This window comes from Pedobacter sp. AJM (genome assembly GCF_002197755.1).
In the GTDB taxonomy this organism is placed as follows: domain Bacteria; phylum Bacteroidota; class Bacteroidia; order Sphingobacteriales; family Sphingobacteriaceae; genus Pedobacter.
On the sequence record NZ_NHOT01000001.1, the window covers coordinates 127,398 to 144,668 of the forward strand.

The 17,271-nt window shown below is 37.9% G+C and carries 16 protein-coding genes; 10 read left to right on the forward strand and 6 right to left on the reverse strand.

Features of this window, described 5'->3' with window-relative positions; translation table 11 throughout:
* The first annotated feature begins 40 nt into the window (after positions 1-40).
* The 8 genes from CBW18_RS00455 to fabG all read left to right on the forward strand — a co-directional run bounded on the left by CBW18_RS00455 (position 41) and on the right by fabG (position 8,671).
* Complete coding sequence (locus CBW18_RS00455) at positions 41-544, forward strand: methionine-R-sulfoxide reductase (protein ID WP_088299302.1); 504 nt, start codon at positions 41-43, stop codon at positions 542-544.
* 144 nt (positions 545-688) lie between these two features.
* Positions 689-1,069 (forward strand): septal ring lytic transglycosylase RlpA family protein, encoded by a 381-nt coding sequence (locus CBW18_RS00460; RefSeq protein ID WP_088299303.1) that lies wholly within the window; start codon positions 689-691, stop codon positions 1,067-1,069.
* Positions 1,070-1,499: 430 nt separating this feature from the next.
* Positions 1,500-2,495, forward strand: a complete 996-nt coding sequence (locus tag CBW18_RS00465; protein ID WP_088299304.1) for a ribonucleoside-diphosphate reductase small subunit — start codon at positions 1,500-1,502, stop codon at positions 2,493-2,495.
* 158 nt (positions 2,496-2,653) lie between these two features.
* Entirely contained in the window at positions 2,654-5,038 is a 2,385-nt protein-coding gene (locus CBW18_RS00470) for a ribonucleoside-diphosphate reductase subunit alpha (protein ID WP_088299305.1), read from the forward strand.
* A 262-nt stretch (positions 5,039-5,300) separates the two neighbouring features.
* The gene (locus CBW18_RS00475; protein WP_088299906.1) at positions 5,301-5,522 is read left to right on the forward strand and encodes a cysteine-rich CWC family protein; all 222 of its coding nucleotides are present in this window, start codon (positions 5,301-5,303) and stop codon (positions 5,520-5,522) included.
* A 259-nt stretch (positions 5,523-5,781) separates the two neighbouring features.
* On the forward strand, positions 5,782-6,657 hold the full coding sequence (locus CBW18_RS00480; protein WP_088299306.1) for a carbon-nitrogen hydrolase: 876 nt from the start codon (positions 5,782-5,784) through the stop codon (positions 6,655-6,657).
* A 102-nt stretch (positions 6,658-6,759) separates the two neighbouring features.
* Positions 6,760-7,836 (forward strand): agmatine/peptidylarginine deiminase, encoded by a 1,077-nt coding sequence (locus tag CBW18_RS00485; RefSeq protein ID WP_088299307.1) that lies wholly within the window; start codon positions 6,760-6,762, stop codon positions 7,834-7,836.
* Between the two features lie 91 nt (positions 7,837-7,927).
* A complete protein-coding gene (gene fabG / locus CBW18_RS00490) occupies positions 7,928-8,671 on the forward strand; it encodes a 3-oxoacyl-[acyl-carrier-protein] reductase (protein ID WP_088299308.1) in 744 nt (247 codons plus the stop codon).
* A 108-nt stretch (positions 8,672-8,779) separates the two neighbouring features.
* Here the strand turns inward: fabG and CBW18_RS00495 are convergent, their stop codons facing one another.
* Complete coding sequence (locus tag CBW18_RS00495) at positions 8,780-9,514, reverse strand: murein L,D-transpeptidase family protein (RefSeq protein ID WP_088299309.1); 735 nt, start codon at positions 9,512-9,514, stop codon at positions 8,780-8,782.
* A gap of 217 nt (positions 9,515-9,731) precedes the next feature.
* Between CBW18_RS00495 and CBW18_RS00500 the strand changes: the two genes are divergently transcribed.
* Both CBW18_RS00500 and CBW18_RS00505 read left to right on the forward strand, forming a co-directional pair.
* On the forward strand, positions 9,732-11,816 hold the full coding sequence (locus CBW18_RS00500; RefSeq protein WP_088299310.1) for an ECF transporter S component: 2,085 nt from the start codon (positions 9,732-9,734) through the stop codon (positions 11,814-11,816).
* Positions 11,817-11,923: 107 nt separating this feature from the next.
* Complete coding sequence (locus CBW18_RS00505) at positions 11,924-12,538, forward strand: trimeric intracellular cation channel family protein (RefSeq protein ID WP_088299311.1); 615 nt, start codon at positions 11,924-11,926, stop codon at positions 12,536-12,538.
* Here the strand turns inward: CBW18_RS00505 and CBW18_RS00510 are convergent.
* The 5 genes from CBW18_RS00510 to dacB all read right to left on the reverse strand — a co-directional run bounded on the left by CBW18_RS00510 (position 12,535) and on the right by dacB (position 17,266).
* Entirely contained in the window at positions 12,535-12,834 is a 300-nt protein-coding gene (locus CBW18_RS00510; RefSeq protein WP_088299312.1) for a septum formation initiator family protein, read from the reverse strand. The two genes, CBW18_RS00505 and CBW18_RS00510, sit on opposite strands and share 4 nt — an antisense overlap.
* Before the next feature lie 198 nt (positions 12,835-13,032).
* Positions 13,033-14,328 (reverse strand): phosphopyruvate hydratase, encoded by a 1,296-nt coding sequence (gene eno, locus CBW18_RS00515; RefSeq protein WP_029286806.1) that lies wholly within the window; start codon positions 14,326-14,328, stop codon positions 13,033-13,035.
* A 191-nt stretch (positions 14,329-14,519) separates the two neighbouring features.
* Positions 14,520-15,338: an alpha/beta hydrolase gene (locus CBW18_RS00520; RefSeq protein WP_088299313.1), complete on the reverse strand. Its 819-nt coding sequence runs from the start codon at positions 15,336-15,338 to the stop codon at positions 14,520-14,522.
* A 138-nt stretch (positions 15,339-15,476) separates the two neighbouring features.
* Positions 15,477-15,836 (reverse strand): hypothetical protein, encoded by a 360-nt coding sequence (locus tag CBW18_RS00525; RefSeq protein ID WP_088299314.1) that lies wholly within the window; start codon positions 15,834-15,836, stop codon positions 15,477-15,479.
* Between the two features lie 23 nt (positions 15,837-15,859).
* Positions 15,860-17,266, reverse strand: coding sequence for a D-alanyl-D-alanine carboxypeptidase/D-alanyl-D-alanine-endopeptidase (dacB, locus tag CBW18_RS00530; protein ID WP_088299315.1), 1,407 nt, complete (start codon positions 17,264-17,266; stop codon positions 15,860-15,862).
* Positions 17,267-17,271: the final 5 nt, after the last annotated feature.

Here is a 17,271-nt window from a genome sequence, read left to right on the forward strand (position 1 = left end):
ACCCGCAAACCAAATCAAAATCAATGGCGTATATTGATACATGAACACGATGTTAAATAAACTATTTTTGATCTCTGCTGTTGTTTTAATTACGAGTCTTTCTGCCTGTGCGCAAAAGCAGGAAAAGAAAGAGACCGAGCGAACACAGCAATCAGAAAATATTATACCGAAAAAGAAAATGAACTGGAATCCATTAACCCCCGAAGAAGAAAGAGTAATTGTTAATAAAGGAACAGAATATCCTGGTACGGGTAAATATGAACATACTACCGAAAAAGGCACTTACACGTGCAAACGTTGCAATGCAGCATTATATAGATCAGAAAGTAAATTTGATGCACACTGTGGCTGGCCGGCCTTCGATGATGAAATTAAAGGAGCCGTTAAACGCATCCCGGATGCTGACGGATCACGTACAGAAATTGTTTGCGCCAATTGTGGCGCGCATTTAGGTCACGTATTTCTAGGTGAAGGATTTACCAATAAAGACACCCGTCATTGTGTAAATTCAATCTCCATGAACTTTGTGCCGGATAAAAAATAAGGTGGATGTAGTAGGGTTAGGTAGAGGCGTATAGCGATAAGTTATACGCCTTTTTTGATGCTCAGAATTTAGCTGTTTTTCCACAAATTGTTGATTATAAACTAAATGCTTATATTTGTGCGCTCTACAAATAAAATTTAGCCTATGAAGTATCTGATGTTATTAAGTTTTAGTCTGCTGTTTTTACAAGGTAAAGCACAAAATTCCGGGCCCTTAAATGCGCCGGATAGTATCAATAAAACAGTTCTGGCAACTTATTATCACAGAAAATTCGAAGGCCGCCGAACCACCAGCGGTGTTAAATACCGGGCAAAAAAATTAACTGCCGCACACCGCACCTTACCCATGGGAACGATGATTACCGTAACTAATCCCGACAATGGAAAATCAGTTGTGGTAAAAGTGAATGATCGTGGTCCATTCTCAAAAAAATTAGCCATAGATCTTTCAGAAAGTGCCGCAAAACAGATTGGCATTTATCGCCAGGGAATTGCCAAAGTTAGCCTCAGTTATAACTTAGAATAATATTCTTTTTAGCTCTATTTTGTAAAGCTTATATGGCTTAAATTTAAGTTATTAACACTTATTTTTATTTGCTAGCCCCTTGAAACTAAACAATTACCTTTTTTTTCGCCCGAAAATGAGATTTAGCTGATGTGTTTATTCACCTAAATCACAACGGTGTTAACAACTTTGGTTCAAAAAACAAGCCCTGTGTATCTATATTTGTTTCAACAAAGTTCTTCAACTTCTTGCACCTGAAAACAAATATAAAGGCTTATTTTTTAGTGATTTACTGGTAGATCTCTCGATTAAAATTTAAATTTCCCCAGCTAAAAAATGTAGTTGTTTGCCAGAAAGCAGGAGTTAGCACTTTCACTACAGCGTTTTGATAAAGACATTTCAATCACCATATCACATTGGTGGATGCATGTCTTCGTCGGCTCTGATTAAAATGAAGAAAAATAAAGTATCAGTTATGGAACAGGAATTATTACTACAAGAAAACAAAGATAGGTTCGTGCTTTTGCCGATTAAATATCCGGCAATTTGGGAGATGTATAAAAAAACCGAAGCCAGCTTTTGGACGGCAGAAGAAATTGATCTTTCTGATGATCAGAAACACTGGGATAATTTAAATGATGGAGAAAGACACTTCATTTCTCATATTCTGGCATTCTTTTCTGCCAGTGATGGTATTGTTAATGAAAACCTGGCGGTAAACTTCATGAGTGAAGTGCAGTTGCCGGAAGCCCGTTGTTTCTATGGTTTTCAGATCATGATGGAAAACATCCATGCTGAAACCTATGCATTATTAATTGATACTTATATTAAAGATCCGGAAGAAAAAGACCGTTTATTCCATGCCATTGACACTGTTCCGGCAGTTAAAAGAAAAGCGGAATGGGCACTTCGCTGGATTGAAAACGGAACTTTCGCAGAGCGTTTAGTGGCATTTGCTGCGGTTGAAGGTATTTTCTTCAGCGGAAGTTTCTGCTCAATTTTCTGGTTAAAGAAACGTGGCTTAATGCCAGGATTAACGTTCAGTAATGAGTTAATTTCAAGAGATGAAGGTTCACACTGTGAGTTTGCCTGCCTGTTATACAGCATGTTGAGCAATAAGCTAAGTGAAGAAGCGGTTCACGGGATCATCAGTGATGCAGTAGAAATTGAAAAAGAATTTATTACAGATGCATTACCGGTAGCCTTGATCGGCATGAACGCTAAATTAATGAGTCAGTATATCGAATTTGTAGCAGACAGGTGGTTACAGGAACTGGGTTATAAAAAAATCTACCATGCAACCAATCCATTCGATTTTATGGAAATGATTTCCTTGCAGGGAAAAACCAACTTCTTTGAGAAAAGGGTAGGTGATTATCAAAAAAGTGGTGTGCTAACCTCAGCTGATAATAATAAACAGGCGTTTTCATTAGATGAAGACTTTTAAGCCAAATTCGAATTAGTGAATGATGGAATGAGTAAATGCTCTTTTATCAGTCAAAGAAATAAATAAATGCAATGAATAGAGTGGAGGCGATGGGTAGATTAACATTCTCTCATTCAAAACTCACTCATTCAGTCAATAAAAATTAAATCTCATAACATATGTTCGTACTAAAAAGAGATGGCCGCAAAGAGCCGGTGCAATTTGACAAAATCACAGCCCGCATTCAAAAGTTGTGTTACAGTTTAAATTCAGACCTTGTCGATCCAATCGACGTTGCCAAAAAGGTAATTGAAGGTTTATACGATGGTGTTACCACATCAGAGTTGGATAACCTTGCTGCAGAAACGGCTGCATCGTTAACCACAAAACACCCTGATTATGCTTTATTGGCTTCGCGTATTGCGGTTTCCAACCTGCATAAAAATACCACAAAATCATTTTCGGGTACGATGAAAATGTTGTACGAATATTTCGATCCGAAAGCGCAAAAGGCTGCACCGCTAATTGCTGATGATGTTTTTGAAATTATTGAAAAAAACAAGGATATTTTAGATAGTTCTATCATTTACGACCGTGATTTTGGTTTTGATTATTTCGGTTTCAAAACTTTAGAAAAATCATACCTGTTAAAAGTTAACGGTCAGATTGTAGAACGCCCGCAACATTTGTTTATGCGTGTTTCAGTTGGTATCCATAAAGAAGATATTGAAAGTGCAATCAAAACATATAATTTAATGAGTGAGCGTTGGTTTACACATGCCACGCCAACATTATTCAATGCTGCAACCCCAAAACCGCAAATGTCGTCATGCTTCCTGTTAACTATGCAGGATGATAGCATTGAAGGAATTTACGATACTTTAAAACAAACCGCTAAGATTTCTCAAAGTGCCGGCGGTATTGGCTTAAGTATTCATAACATCCGTGCGACAGGATCTTATATCGGTGGTACAAATGGCACCAGCAATGGTATTATTCCAATGCTACGTGTATTTAATGATACTGCCCGTTATGTAGATCAGGGTGGTGGTAAACGCAAAGGCGCGTTTGCTATTTATTTAGAGCCTTGGCATGCAGATGTTTTTGAATTTTTAGACCTGCGTAAAAACCACGGTAAGGAAGAAATGCGTGCCCGTGATTTGTTCTATGCCCTTTGGATCAACGATTTGTTTATGCAACGCGTTAAAGATAATGGCGACTGGACATTATTCTGTCCGCATGAAGCCCCGGGTTTAGCTGATTGCTTTGGTCAGGAATTCGAAACTTTATATGCAAAGTATGAAGCTGAAGGCCGTGGCAGAAGAACGATTAAAGCACAGGAACTTTGGTTTGCTATCTTAGATTCGCAAATTGAAACGGGTACACCTTATATGTTGTTTAAAGATGCAGCGAACAGCAAGTCTAATCAACAGAATTTAGGAACCATTAAAAGTTCTAACTTGTGTACTGAGATTATTGAATATACATCAAAAGACGAAGTTGCGGTTTGTAATTTAGCATCTTTAGCATTGCCTCGTTTTGTAATCAACGGACAGTTTGATCACCAGAAATTATATGAAGTAACTTATCAGGCTACTTTAAACCTGAATAAAATTATTGATCATAATTATTACCCTGTTCAGGAAGCTGAAAACTCTAATATGCGTCACCGTCCGGTTGGTTTAGGTGTACAAGGTTTGGCTGATGCCTTTATCTTATTACGTTTACCTTTCGAGAGCGATGAGGCAAAACGTTTAAACAAAGATATTTTCGAAACAATTTATTTTGCTTCAATGACTGCATCTCATGATTTAGCGGTTAAAAATGGTCCATATCAAACATTTGCAGGATCGCCTTTATCAAAAGGTCAGTTCCAGTTTGATTTATGGAACGTAACACCAGATAGTGGTCGCTGGGATTGGGAAGCATTACGTAGTAAAGTAATAAAAGATGGGGTATATAACTCTTTATTGGTTGCACCGATGCCAACAGCCTCTACTTCTCAGATTTTAGGTAACAACGAATGTTTCGAACCTTATACCTCAAACATTTATACCCGCCGGGTATTAAGTGGAGAGTTTGTGGTGGTAAACAAACACTTGTTGAAAGATTTAGTGGCCTTAGGCTTATGGAACAATGAGATGAAAAACCAGATCATATTGGCAAACGGTTCCATTCAGGCCATTCCATCTATTCCGGATTATATTAAAGAATTATACAAAACGGTTTGGGAGATCAAGATGCGTAACATCATCGATATGGCTGCAGACCGTGGCGCATATATCTGCCAGTCGCAGTCATTAAACCTATTCGTAAATGCACCGAATACTTCAAAATTAACTTCAATGCACTTCTATGCATGGGAGAAAGGTTTGAAAACCGGTATGTACTACCTACGTACGCAAGCCGCATCACAGGCCGTTAAATTCACTGTCGAAAATCAAGGCGGTAAAGCGATCGAAGCGGTAATCCCGGCGCAAATGACACAAGATCAGGTGGCCGAAGAAATTGTTGACGGACCGGTTTGTTCAATGGAAGAAGGCTGTATCAGTTGCTCTGGTTAGAAACAGGAACAAGGGATTAAGGAGCAAGGATAAAAGACTGAAGCAAAAAGCTAATCACCTTGCCGTCATTGCGAAGCTAATTCGAGCGAGCTGAAGCAATCTGTTTTCCAATAGCACTTGTATCACATATTCAAAATTAAGTAAGGTTTTGGGCAAACGCTCAAAACCTTATTTTTTGTCCTTATTTTTGCTTAGTTCAATAGTTCATTAGCCATTTGGTTTTAATGCGCCAAACACCAATGAACTAATGACGAGTGAACCAATGAACATCCTTTTGAAACATAGCAAACACGAAATCATTCCCTGCGAAAGATGCGGAACAGCTATTGAGTGCAAGGCAAATGCTTATACCAAGTGTCAGTGTAGCGTGGTTCAACTCAGCATTAACGAAGTACAATATATTTCTGAATTGTATGATGGTTGCTTGTGTGCCAAGTGTTTATTCGAACTGCAACAAGAATACCGTGAAGAAATTGGGGTATAACTCAACTTACGAAGTTTAGCTGGCTTGTGTGATGGGGAACTTCGTCAGTTTAAAATACTCTAAATATTTAAAAATCTTCTGAGCTTATCCTATCCTTTTCCAGAAAACATTTACACGATTATGCCGTTCTACTTTTAAACAAAATAGTAACTTTGACGGAAATTTGAATGAATGAATTTTGAATGAGTGAATGTAGCCTATAGGTACAGTAACATTCTCTCAATGAATCATTCTCTCATTCTCTCATTTCAAAAAAAACATGAAGAAAGTAAACGTTGGCTTGGTACAAATGAGTTGTACTAAAGATAAGCAGGAAAATTTAGACAAAGCAATTGCTAAAGTAAGAGAGGCAGCGGCAAAGGGTGCACAGATTGTGTGTTTGCAAGAACTTTTTACTTCATTGTACTTCTGCGATGTGGAAGACTATGATAATTTTGATTTAGCAGAAGCCATTCCTGGACCATCAACTGACGCTTTGCAGGTGGTAGCAAAGGAACTTGGTGTGGTGATTATTGCATCTCTGTTTGAAAAACGCACTGAGGGATTGTACCATAATACAACAGCTGTATTAGATGCCGACGGTTCCTATTTAGGGAAATACCGTAAAATGCATATCCCAGATGATCCTGCTTATTACGAAAAATTCTATTTTACACCGGGTGATTTAGGCTATAAAGTTTTTGAAACCAAATTTGCTAAAATAGGAATCCTGATCTGCTGGGACCAATGGTATCCGGAAGCATCCCGCATAACTGCTTTAATGGGCGCAGATATTATGTTTTATCCAACTGCTATTGGCTGGGATACTACGCAGGATGAAGAGACTAATCAAGATCAATATAATGCCTGGCAAACTATTCAGCGTTCTCATTCTGTAGCTAATGGTGTACCTGTGGTAAGCGTAAACAGAGTCGGTTTTGAGCAAGAAGGCAGAATGAAATTCTGGGGTGGAAGTTTTGCTACGAATGCCCAGGGTAAATTACTTTATCTGGCCTCTCATGATCAGGAGGAAACAAAAGTGGTGGAATTGGACCTGGATCAAAGCGATTTTATGCGTAAACACTGGCCCTTTTTAAGAGATAGGAGAATTGATTCTTATCAACCAATTACCAAAAGATATATTGACGGGGATTAAGCTGAAGCGAAAACCACCTATGGGTGCATCCTGAGTTTGTCGAAGGGTCTAAACACTTCGACAAATTCCATGTGATACCTTAAACTTATAAGACTACAAGAAATGTCAAACTTCCCTCCAAGAAAAGAATTAAATATCAATCAATTCGATTATTCACCAAAACAACAAGGTTATGCTTTCCCTGCCGAGTGGGTGAAACATGAAGCCACGTGGTTAAGCTGGCCACATAAAGAGGCAAGCTGGCCAGGGAAAATCGAAACGATATATACGCCATATTGCCAGTTTATTAAAGCAGTTGCTGAAGGCGAGAAAATTCGCATTAATGTGAAAGATGAGGAGATGAAAGCATTTGCTGTTTCCGAACTTATTAAAGTTGATGCAGATTTATCGCAGATTGAGTTTTATTTCAATGAAACCAACGATGCCTGGTGTCGCGACCATGGCCCTGCTTTTGTATTAAAAGGAAATGAAAAAGCTGTAGTGGATTGGGGCTACAATGCATGGGGTGGAAAATACCCCCCTTTTGATCTGGATGATGTGGTGCCAACAAAAATCGCCAAACATTTTGATTTGCCATTATTCAATCCTGATCTAGTAATGGAAGGCGGTTCTGTTGAATTTAATGGTGCAGGAACTATTCTGACTACAACTGCGTGCTTGCTAAATGAAAACCGTAACCCACAGTTAAACAAAGAGCAGATTGAAAAATATTTGCTGGAGTATTATGGTCAAGACCAGGTTTTATGGTTAGGAGATGGTATTGTTGGCGATGACACGGATGGACACATTGACGATATTACCCGTTTTGTCAATGAAGATACCGTTTTGACGGTAGTAGAAAGCAATCCGCTGGATGAAAACTATTTGCTGTTGCAAGAGAATTTAGAAGCTTTAAAGGCCATGAAATTAAAGGATGGCCGTTCACTGAATATTGTAGAATTACCAATGCCTTCGCCCGTGATTTATGATGATACGCGCTTGCCGGCATCTTATGCTAACTTTTACATCGCCAATGCAGCTGTAATTGTACCGGTTTTTGATGATGTGAATGATCAGAAAGCGCTGGATATTATTCAGGGCTGTTTCCCGGATAGAAAAGTTATCGGAATCAATTCCGTAGATATTATCTGGGGATTGGGAAGTTTTCACTGTTTAAGTCAGCAGGAACCGGCAGTTTAGTCAGGAGTCTTTAGTCTGAAGTCATTTAGTCAATTTGGTTTTTAGTATTAACTTTACAACATTAAAAAATTCAACTTTACAACATTTCATCATGAAATTATTAGAAGGAAAAACGGCATTAATTACCGGTGCATCAAAAGGTATTGGTCGTAAAATAGCTGAAAAATTTGCGGAGCAAGGTGCTAACGTTGCTTTTACATACTTGTCATCAGTAGAAAAAGGCGAAGCATTAGAAAAAGAACTGCAAACTTTTGGAACGAAAGTTAAAGGCTATCGTTCTGATGCCTCGAAATTCGATCAGGCCGAGCAATTGATCAGTGATGTTGTAGCAGCGTTTGGAACTATTGATATTGTAGTGAACAATGCAGGCATTACCAAAGATGGTTTATTAATGCGGATGAGTGAAGAAAACTGGGATGATGTTATCAATATCAACCTGAAGTCTATCTTTAATGTGACTAAGGCTGCATCCAAAGTGATGATGAAAGCGCGTAAAGGTGTATTTATCAATATGAGTTCTGTAGTCGGTGTTACAGGTAATGCAGGTCAGGCCAATTATGCGGCGTCTAAAGCGGGTATTATTGGTTTTACAAAATCTGTGGCCAAAGAATTAGGTTCAAGGAACATCCGTGCAAACGTGGTGGCTCCGGGTTTTATCCGTACTGAAATGACAGAAGTTTTAGACCCTGCAGTGGTTGCGGGCTGGGAAAAAGATATTCCATTAAAACGTGCCGGCGAAACAGAAGATATTGCCAATGTTTGCGTGTTTTTAGCTTCAGATATGAGTGCGTATGTTACTGGTCAAACTTTATCCGTTTGTGGCGGAATGCTGTAAGAAGGTAGAGGGATTAAAGGTTTAAGACGAAGGGTTCTCCTGTTCTAAACTAAAAAATTAAAAGGCATAAGATGGGTTTTTTGGCCTGAACCTTATGCCTTTTAGCTTTTACCTCAACGTATATTTCCCATCAATTTCATTAATATCCAATTGTTTTTTATGCTTCTTGAAAGCTAAATAACCTGGTTGTAGTGTTTCCCAAAAGCCGGCTTGTAGAGGAAACTGAATAGAATATTTCTTCATATTTTCATTTGTCATTTTGAAAGGATAGATGTTTACCGGTATTTTTTCCTGACCATAATTTCTGGCTTCAACTGCTAAAATATAAATTTCCTTAATTTTGTCATCAGTGAGCGGAATGCAACCGACAGTTACGCAATTCCCATGAATATAAATATCACTCCCAGGTTTTCTGTCTTTTCCGGTTCTCGCCAAATCAACATTATTAGGATAGTTTAGGCCAAGTGATAAATGATAGGTACTCATCGGGTTGAAAACATTGATAGCATAAAATCCCTCGGGTGTTTGCTTATCGCCTTCCATTACTTTTGGACCCAATGTACCGGAATGGGCACAGAAATCATACGCCCTATAAAGTGAATATTTATGGTCAGTTTTAGCTTTTAACCATATTTCTAATTTTCCTTCAGCTTTATAAGCATTGATGATCATTGAAAAATGATCTTTATAACCCGCTAATTGTAATGACTGATATAAAGTTTCCCACTTCTCTTGATAAGCTTTTTCTACCCTTTCGAATTGAATTTGGGTCGACTTGAAATTATTTTGTGCATTGGCCATAATGCTGAATGATAAGAGAAGCGTTAAACAGATTAATTTCATAAAATTTGCTTTGGTCAAATCTACTTATTTAACAACAGCGCACGCAGAGAATTTATAGATTTCCAGGCATAACACATACATCAAATAATTCATCATTTATGAGATCTTGACAGCTGACTGCGTATATCTCTGTGCCTACCTTTTGTATCCCCTGTAGTTAAAAACCCTCAACTTTCTTTCTTTGCGGTTAATAACAAAATTAGCATCTTTATAAAATATGAACAGCATTTTTGCCGGTACTTCTATTTTATATTTTCTGGCTTGCCTGGCTTTAGGTATTTTATATGCATGGTTACTGTATCGGGGAAATAAAAATATTAATAGAAAGCTGCAATATGGTTTAACTGCCATCAGAATAGTTGCTGTTACGGCGATTGCCTGGCTAATATTTGCGCCCTTAATTAAAACGCTAAACTATACTTTAGATAAGCCTGTAATCATTATCGGGCAGGACAATTCCCTTTCTATTGCTCAGGTTAAAGCGGCTGGTTTTGACCAGAAATTGTACGAGAAAAACCTGAAAATTCTTCAGGATAAACTATCAGATCGGTATGAAGTTAAAGCTTACCATTTTTCTGATACGGTAAAGGATGGCCTTGACTTTAAAAACCAGGGAAAACTTACAGATGCTTCCGCTTTTTTTCGGAAAATCAGAGATGAGTATTCCAACAGAAATGTAGGCGCTGTTATCCTGGCTACTGATGGGATATTCAATCGTGGCGGAAATCCCTTATATAGCATCAATCAGATGAATGCGCCGATTTATACCATTGCCTTGGGCGATAGTATTCCCAAACGAGATGTTTTAATTTCAAATGTAAACTATAATAATATCGTTTACCTGGATGATGATTTCACCATTGAAGTTCAGGTTCAGGCTTTTCAAAGCGATCATGAAAATACGACGATAGCGGTGAATCAGAATGGCGCTAAAGTGGTTCAGCAAGCCATTGCCATTAACGGAAATTCATTTGTTAAAAATATTCCTATAAAACTGCATGCCGGGAAAATAGGTGTTCAAAAATATACCGTTCAACTGGGTATTTTACCTAATGAAATCACCACGAAAAATAATTCACAAACTTTTTATGTGGAAGTGATTGATGGCAGACAAAAAGTGTTATTGGCTGCAGCAGCACCACATCCTGATTTAAGTGTTTTAAAAGAGGCCATTTCACTCAATAAACATTATGAGGCTAAACTCGCCCTTGCTGATGATTTGAATGCCACTGACCCATCCAAATTTGATTTAATCATATTATACCAGTTGCCAGATGCTCAAAATATGTCGACTTCATTTTTGCAGAAAGTAATGGCTTTAAAAAGGCCCGTTTGGTATGTTTTAGGTGCACAAAGCAATGTGAATGCTTTTAATCAGATTCAAAATCAGGTAAACTTAAGTGCTGCGAATGGTTCCGTTCAAGAGGTTTATGCTGATGTTGCCAATGGTTTCACGAGTTTTAACTTATCCGAAGATGATAAAAAGAAATTTTCCACTTTCGACCCCTTATTGATGCCGTTTGGAAGGTTAATTGTAAATGCAAGTGCAACACCCGTTTTTAATCAACGTATCGGAAAAGTAAGTACACAACAACCGTTATTGTTTTTTACCAATGAAAATGGCTTAAAAACTGGTTACCTGATGGGAGAAGGCTTATGGCGTTGGAAATTATCAGAAGCACAAAATGAAAATGGATCATCCGGGTTAAATGATTTAATTTCTAAAACGATTCAATATCTTGCGGTAAAAGATGATCAGCGAAAGTTTAAAGTTTTTGCCTCAAAATCAGCCTATGATGAAAATGAAGCTGTTCAGTTTAATGCCACACTTTATAACGATAGTTACCAGCCTGTAAATGAACCGGAAGTTAATCTTCAGGTAAAAAATGAAGCGGGGAAGGTATTCAACTATACTTTTTCTAAAACCGAGAATGCTTATCAACTTGATGCCGGGACAATGGGTGCGGGCAATTATTCCTATTTGTCCAATACTGCTCTTGGCGGAAAACGTTTAACAGCATCAGGAAGTTTTTACGTCAATTCTTTAATGGCTGAATATCAGGAAACCACAGCAAATCATCAGTTATTAAATGCGATGGCTAAACAGAGCAATGGCAAGCTTTTTATGCCTGAAGATCTGTTAAAGATAGCAGATGAGATCTTGAAAAATGAAAATATTAAAACTATTAGTTATGAAGACCGCAAATACGATGAGCTGATTAATATAAAGTGGTTATATGCATGGATTCTGACATTACTGAGTATAGAATGGTTTTTAAGAAAACGTAACGGAGAATTGTAGATTTTGTCAACCCCGAACGTATTACTTTTTGAAGTAGTTTAAATGAGTTATTTCAATAAGATCAATATTATTTTCAGTTTAAAAGAGAAGACAATTCAATTATATAGATGGGTACTTCAGAAATATTAGAAATCCTGGGCACTGTTGCTTTCTCCATTTCCGGGACCTTTACAGCTATGCAGCGTAAACTGGATCCATTTGGTGTTTTGATTATTGCTTTTGTAACCTCAATTGGTGGGGGAACCGTTCGGGATTTGTTAATCGGCGATACTCCCGTGGCATGGATGCGGGATATTCAAACCTGTTTGATTATTCTTGCGACCTCTTTAGTGGCGATGTTTTTCAAGGCGCAGGTTCAGAAACTAAAAATTACTTTATTCCTGTTTGATAGCCTTGGGCTGGGGTTTTTTACAATGTTGGGTTTACTTAAAGGAATTGCTTTTGGTTTAAATCCTGGCGTTTGTATTGCACTTGGAACCATAACAGGTTGTTTCGGAGGTATTATCAGAGATACCTTGTTAAATACGATTCCGCTGATTTTTAGAAAAGAAATTTATGCTACGGCTTGTATTTTGGGTGGTTCGATTTATTTTTTACTGCTGGAATTTGGAGTAGGTAGTGTAATTGCGAAGCTTGCCGTTATCGCTTTTATCTTTTTATTAAGGGTTGTAGCGGTTAAGTATAAACTATCACTGCCGAAATTTAATTATGCCCGGGATTAGTCTTTTTTCTCCTCACGAATGATCACAAACACATCCTCATTATCTTTTTTCATGAAATACTTTTCGCGAGCGAATTTTTCAGCAGTATTGAGGTTCGTATTCAGCTCGTTTAAATCCTTTTTAACCTGAGCGGTTTCCTTTTCAAAATACTCTTTTTCTTCCTGTAATTTGTTCGCCTGACTACGGTATTCGTATTGCGACATCATATCATTTTTATCGAAAAATAGCATCCAAACTGCAAATGCAGCCGTAGCAAGAAAATATTTATTGCGGAAAAGGTCTATTAAACGTTTCATAGTTGGAGATATGAGTATGGAGATATGTGATTTAAGATCATGCACCTAACACAGAACAAATATAGTATTAAAATAAAAACATCCGAAGATTTAAAATCTCCGGATGTTTAGCAAATTAGTTTTTCAACTTCTTAACAACCCAAAGCCTAGAAGGACTTAGTGGCAGTTCCTTAAGTCTCCTTTAGGAAATTTAGGGGTTTATTTCTTCGCGTATTTGAATTTCGAACCGATGAAACGAGCATTTTCACCTAATTCTTCTTCTATACGCAATAACTGATTGTATTTTGCAATCCTGTCTGAACGAGATGCTGATCCTGTTTTAATCTGTCCGCAGTTTAAAGCAACAGCTAAATCAGCGATGGTCACATCTTCAGTTTCGCCTGAACGGTGACTCATTACCGACGTATAGCCACTGTTTTGAGCTAAAGTAACAGCATTGATTGTTTCAGTTAAAGAACCGATCTGGTTAACTTTTACTAAAATTGAATTTGCAGTGTCTTCATCAATACCACGTTGTAAACGTGTTACGTTGGTTACAAATAAATCATCACCAACCAATTGAACATGGTCGCCAATTTTATCGGTTAAGCTTTTCCAGCCGGTCCAATCGTTTTCATCCATACCATCTTCAATAGAGATAATTGGATATTTTGCAGAAAGATCAGCTAAATATTGCGCTTGTTCTTCGCTTGAACGAATTACACCGGTAGCACCTTCAAATTTCGTGTAATCGTATTTTCCATCTTTGTAAAACTCAGAAGAAGCACAATCTAAAGCTAAACAGATCTGAGAACCAGGTTGGTAACCAGCAGTTTCAATCGCTTTTAATACGGTTTCAATTGCATCTTCAGTACCATCAAAAGTAGGGGCGAAACCACCCTCATCACCTACAGCAGTAGATAAACCTCTATCATGAAGAATTTTTTTCAGGCTATGAAAAACTTCAGTTCCCCAACGTAAAGCCTCAGAGAATGAAGGCGCACCAACTGGCATGATCATAAACTCCTGAAATGCAATAGGGGCATCAGAGTGAGAACCGCCGTTAATGATGTTCATCATTGGGATTGGTAAAGTATTGGCATTAACACCACCAATATAGCGGTATAAAGGTTGGCCTATTTCATCGGCAGCAGCTTTAGCCACCGCTAAAGAAACACCTAAAATAGCATTAGCACCTAAATTACCTTTGTTTTCTGTGCCATCAAGAGATAGCATTAATTTATCAATTGCATTTTGTTCGAAAACATCAATACCTCTTAAAGCATCAGCAATTTTAGTATTTACATTTTCTACAGCTTTTAAAACACCTTTACCTAAGTATGTAGATTTATCTCCGTCACGTAATTCAACAGCCTCATATTGCCCGGTAGATGCACCGCTTGGAACAGCAGCACGGCCAAAAGCACCTGCTTCTGTAACTACTTCTACTTCTACTGTTGGATTGCCTCTTGAATCGAGGATTTGTCTGGCATGGACATTAACGATTATGCTCATTTTTATTTGATTTTTTGTTACTTTTTAATCTGCTTAGTGTATAAAGTACAATTACTAAGCCTAACATCAAAGTTAGTATAATTTTTAAATAAATAAAGCGTTTTCAGGCTTAATGTTACGATCATTATAAAGCCTAATGATTCGTTAATTTTAATTTAATATAGAGGGTTTTTGTATGGTATGGCACTATTTTAATTGTCTGAATCTTTCGCTATAAAGCTATAAAATGCCGGAAATTCCCGGTGCCAGAACCATTCCGTATGCTTTCCATCTTCGCACTCATGAAAAAGAATATTTTGGTTGCTACCATCAGGATTTAAGATGGCATGTATTTTTTTTACATTGTTTACCATTTCTGTACCTTCTTTATCTCCGGCAACTAAAAAGATTTTATTTCCTTTTAAACCCGGTAAACGATCAGTAACATCTGTGTAAATTTCAGGTCCCAGCCAAAATGCCGGACTGAATATTCCTGCTGAACCAAAAACTTCAGGGTATTCTGCAATGGCAAACATGGAAATCAGGCCACCAAGAGAACTTCCGGCAATTGCTGTATGATTCATATCGGTTAGTGTTCTGTATTGATGATTGATAAATGGCATAAGTGTTTCTACCAAGAACTGCAGATATGCTTTCCCTTCGCCTTTGCCATTTTCACTATCATAGGGATTATATTCTGTCAAGCGATCTTCCTCACCATGATTTATACCAACTATAATCATTTCTTGCAAACCTTCACGGATCAGGTTATCTACAGTCGTATCAACAGCCCATTCATCATTCCTGGCTGGTTTGGCATGAAATAGATGCTGACCATCGTGCATATAAAGAACAGGATATTTTTTTTCAGAATCTTTGTAGCTTTTAGGGAGATAAATCCAAACCTGCCTGTGTTTGTCAAGCTGAGGCATGTAGAATTTTTCATCTACCACATGAACATGGTCACCAAATTGGTAATCAGGTTTTTGTTGTTCGAGGTTGTCTTTCCAGTTTTCGATTCTTACATCCATATCCAATCAACATTAGAAAAGAATATCCGGTTTTAAAAGACAAACACTCATTTATAATGCTGACTTATTTACTGCCTGCAAATATCTGTGGTTGATACAGTTGCAATAGCAATTTATTATCCGTTTATACCTTTCGTCTTAAATTTGAGAAAAAACAAAATTCAATCTGGTGAGTTCCGTTTTGACTTGGTTCATCCCGATTAAACCTCCGGATATGCCGCTTGATTGTTGAAAAACATTTACTGTAAGCTCATCCTCTGCGGTTTGTGTAATGGTTACACTAAATTTAAAGTACTTCACAAATGCACCGAACAAAATGCGCATGGTCCGGTTGCCTTTTTCCAGAATCAGGTTTCCAAATTGCTGGTTAATTACTTTATAACCTTGGATATCAAAATAATGATTTATCTTTTCGGTCATCTCTGCAATAGAGATGTCTTTGTATAAATTAGAGATCAAACCATCAACCGTTTGAAGGTTTTTAATAAAATGTGGCATAGCGTCGTTTTTAGATAAAATTTTTACTTCAGTTCATCCAGTACCTTGAACAATTTTTTATTAATTCCACTTCCGCTATAATTGTTGATATTGATTACAATCACATATTTATTTCCAGCGGTGTCAGTGTGGTATCCGGCAAATGCCGAAACATCATTTATAGTGCCACTTTTTATTTTCATGCCATTATATTCCGGCAAAGCTTTATAAAAATCCGTGAACCAATCTTCATTTTGAACCTGGAACAATATATTTGCCATGGCAGCGGTCGTAATTCGGTTTCCCGGAGAAAGTCCGCTGCCATCAATGATATTCAGGGCAGATTGATCAATGCCTTTAGCTGCCCAGAAATTAATTTCAGTTTCTGCTCCTTTAGAAGTAGTTGCAGGTTTTCCGGATTTCAAGGCCATAGTTTTTAAAAAAGTTTCACCATAAAGGTTGATGCTTTTTTTTAGAAACCAGTAAGTCATTTCGCTCAAGGTGGGTGAAGTAACGGTGCTGATCTTTTGCATAGCTGTTGGAACGGATTGTTTATTCTGTTTCAGTAATCTTGTGGTAGTAGCTTCCTGTGTGATTTGAATACCCAAGCGCTTCAACGTGTCCTGTAAATGGTAAGCACAATCAAAAGCAGGATCGGGCAGGGCTACGGAAATGCCCGATTTGCCAATGCCCATGCCCCAGGTACCGCGTAAATAAGCAACATTAGAATAGGGTGGAAGAAAGGCATAGCTTTTGTCTCCACTACCTAGTGAACCTGTTTTTAATTCATTTTCGATCTGGATATACGGTGTAAGCGGAATTGTTTTTATGATTTGTACCGCTGTAGCTGTACTTGATCCAGGACGCAATTGTATGTCAAACTGATTTTCCCTCCAGGCTAGGCCTGATGTTCCGGCACCATAGTAATTGCCGATATCCTGCCATACCCAACCCTCGGGTGTGGTTTGCGTGCCAAATATTTGATCATCACCAATAATTGATCCCTCAATTTTCTTAATGCCTGCAGATTTTATCGCTGCGACCCACTGTTTTAAAACTGCGGGTTCAGTGTTTTGAAAGCGGGGGGAGCCTAATGTAGGGTCCCCGCTTCCTGTAATGATAATATGGCCTTTCAAAGTCCCATCAGCTGTGATTTCTCCAGAGTAGGCCAGTGTGGTTTGGAATTGAAAATCTTTCCCTAAAATACTGAAAGCGGTTGCCGCTGTAATGGTTTTTAAAGTTGATGCTGTCGCCAGGCCTATTTGCTCATTTCTGGCGAACAGTACTTTTCCGGTGCGTGCATCTAAAACACAAATGGATGTTATGGCATGTTTGGCCTGCTCATCGCCGAGTAAAGTATTGAATGCTTTATCCAGGTTTTGGATGCTGTTCTGGGCAAAGCAGTTTACATAAAATAGAGCGTATAAAAGAATGATAAGTGACTTTTTCATATAAA

What these genes read in the sequence shown, in the direction of transcription:
- CBW18_RS00455 (WP_088299302.1), top strand. Translation starts at nt 41, where the DNA reads ATGAACACGATGTTAAATAAACTATTTTTGATCTCTGCTGTTGTTTTA.
- CBW18_RS00460 (WP_088299303.1), top strand. Translation starts at nt 689, where the DNA reads ATGAAGTATCTGATGTTATTAAGTTTTAGTCTGCTGTTTTTACAAGGT.
- CBW18_RS00465 (WP_088299304.1), top strand. Translation starts at nt 1,500, where the DNA reads ATGAAGAAAAATAAAGTATCAGTTATGGAACAGGAATTATTACTACAA.
- CBW18_RS00470 (WP_088299305.1), top strand. Translation starts at nt 2,654, where the DNA reads ATGTTCGTACTAAAAAGAGATGGCCGCAAAGAGCCGGTGCAATTTGAC.
- CBW18_RS00475 (WP_088299906.1), top strand. Translation starts at nt 5,301, where the DNA reads ATGAACATCCTTTTGAAACATAGCAAACACGAAATCATTCCCTGCGAA.
- CBW18_RS00480 (WP_088299306.1), top strand. Translation starts at nt 5,782, where the DNA reads ATGAAGAAAGTAAACGTTGGCTTGGTACAAATGAGTTGTACTAAAGAT.
- CBW18_RS00485 (WP_088299307.1), top strand. Translation starts at nt 6,760, where the DNA reads ATGTCAAACTTCCCTCCAAGAAAAGAATTAAATATCAATCAATTCGAT.
- fabG (WP_088299308.1), top strand. Translation starts at nt 7,928, where the DNA reads ATGAAATTATTAGAAGGAAAAACGGCATTAATTACCGGTGCATCAAAA.
- CBW18_RS00495 (WP_088299309.1), bottom strand. Translation starts at nt 9,514, where the DNA reads ATGAAATTAATCTGTTTAACGCTTCTCTTATCATTCAGCATTATGGCC.
- CBW18_RS00500 (WP_088299310.1), top strand. Translation starts at nt 9,732, where the DNA reads ATGAACAGCATTTTTGCCGGTACTTCTATTTTATATTTTCTGGCTTGC.
- CBW18_RS00505 (WP_088299311.1), top strand. Translation starts at nt 11,924, where the DNA reads ATGGGTACTTCAGAAATATTAGAAATCCTGGGCACTGTTGCTTTCTCC.
- CBW18_RS00510 (WP_088299312.1), bottom strand. Translation starts at nt 12,834, where the DNA reads ATGAAACGTTTAATAGACCTTTTCCGCAATAAATATTTTCTTGCTACG.
- eno (WP_029286806.1), bottom strand. Translation starts at nt 14,328, where the DNA reads ATGAGCATAATCGTTAATGTCCATGCCAGACAAATCCTCGATTCAAGA.
- CBW18_RS00520 (WP_088299313.1), bottom strand. Translation starts at nt 15,338, where the DNA reads ATGGATGTAAGAATCGAAAACTGGAAAGACAACCTCGAACAACAAAAA.
- CBW18_RS00525 (WP_088299314.1), bottom strand. Translation starts at nt 15,836, where the DNA reads ATGCCACATTTTATTAAAAACCTTCAAACGGTTGATGGTTTGATCTCT.
- dacB (WP_088299315.1), bottom strand. Translation starts at nt 17,266, where the DNA reads ATGAAAAAGTCACTTATCATTCTTTTATACGCTCTATTTTATGTAAAC.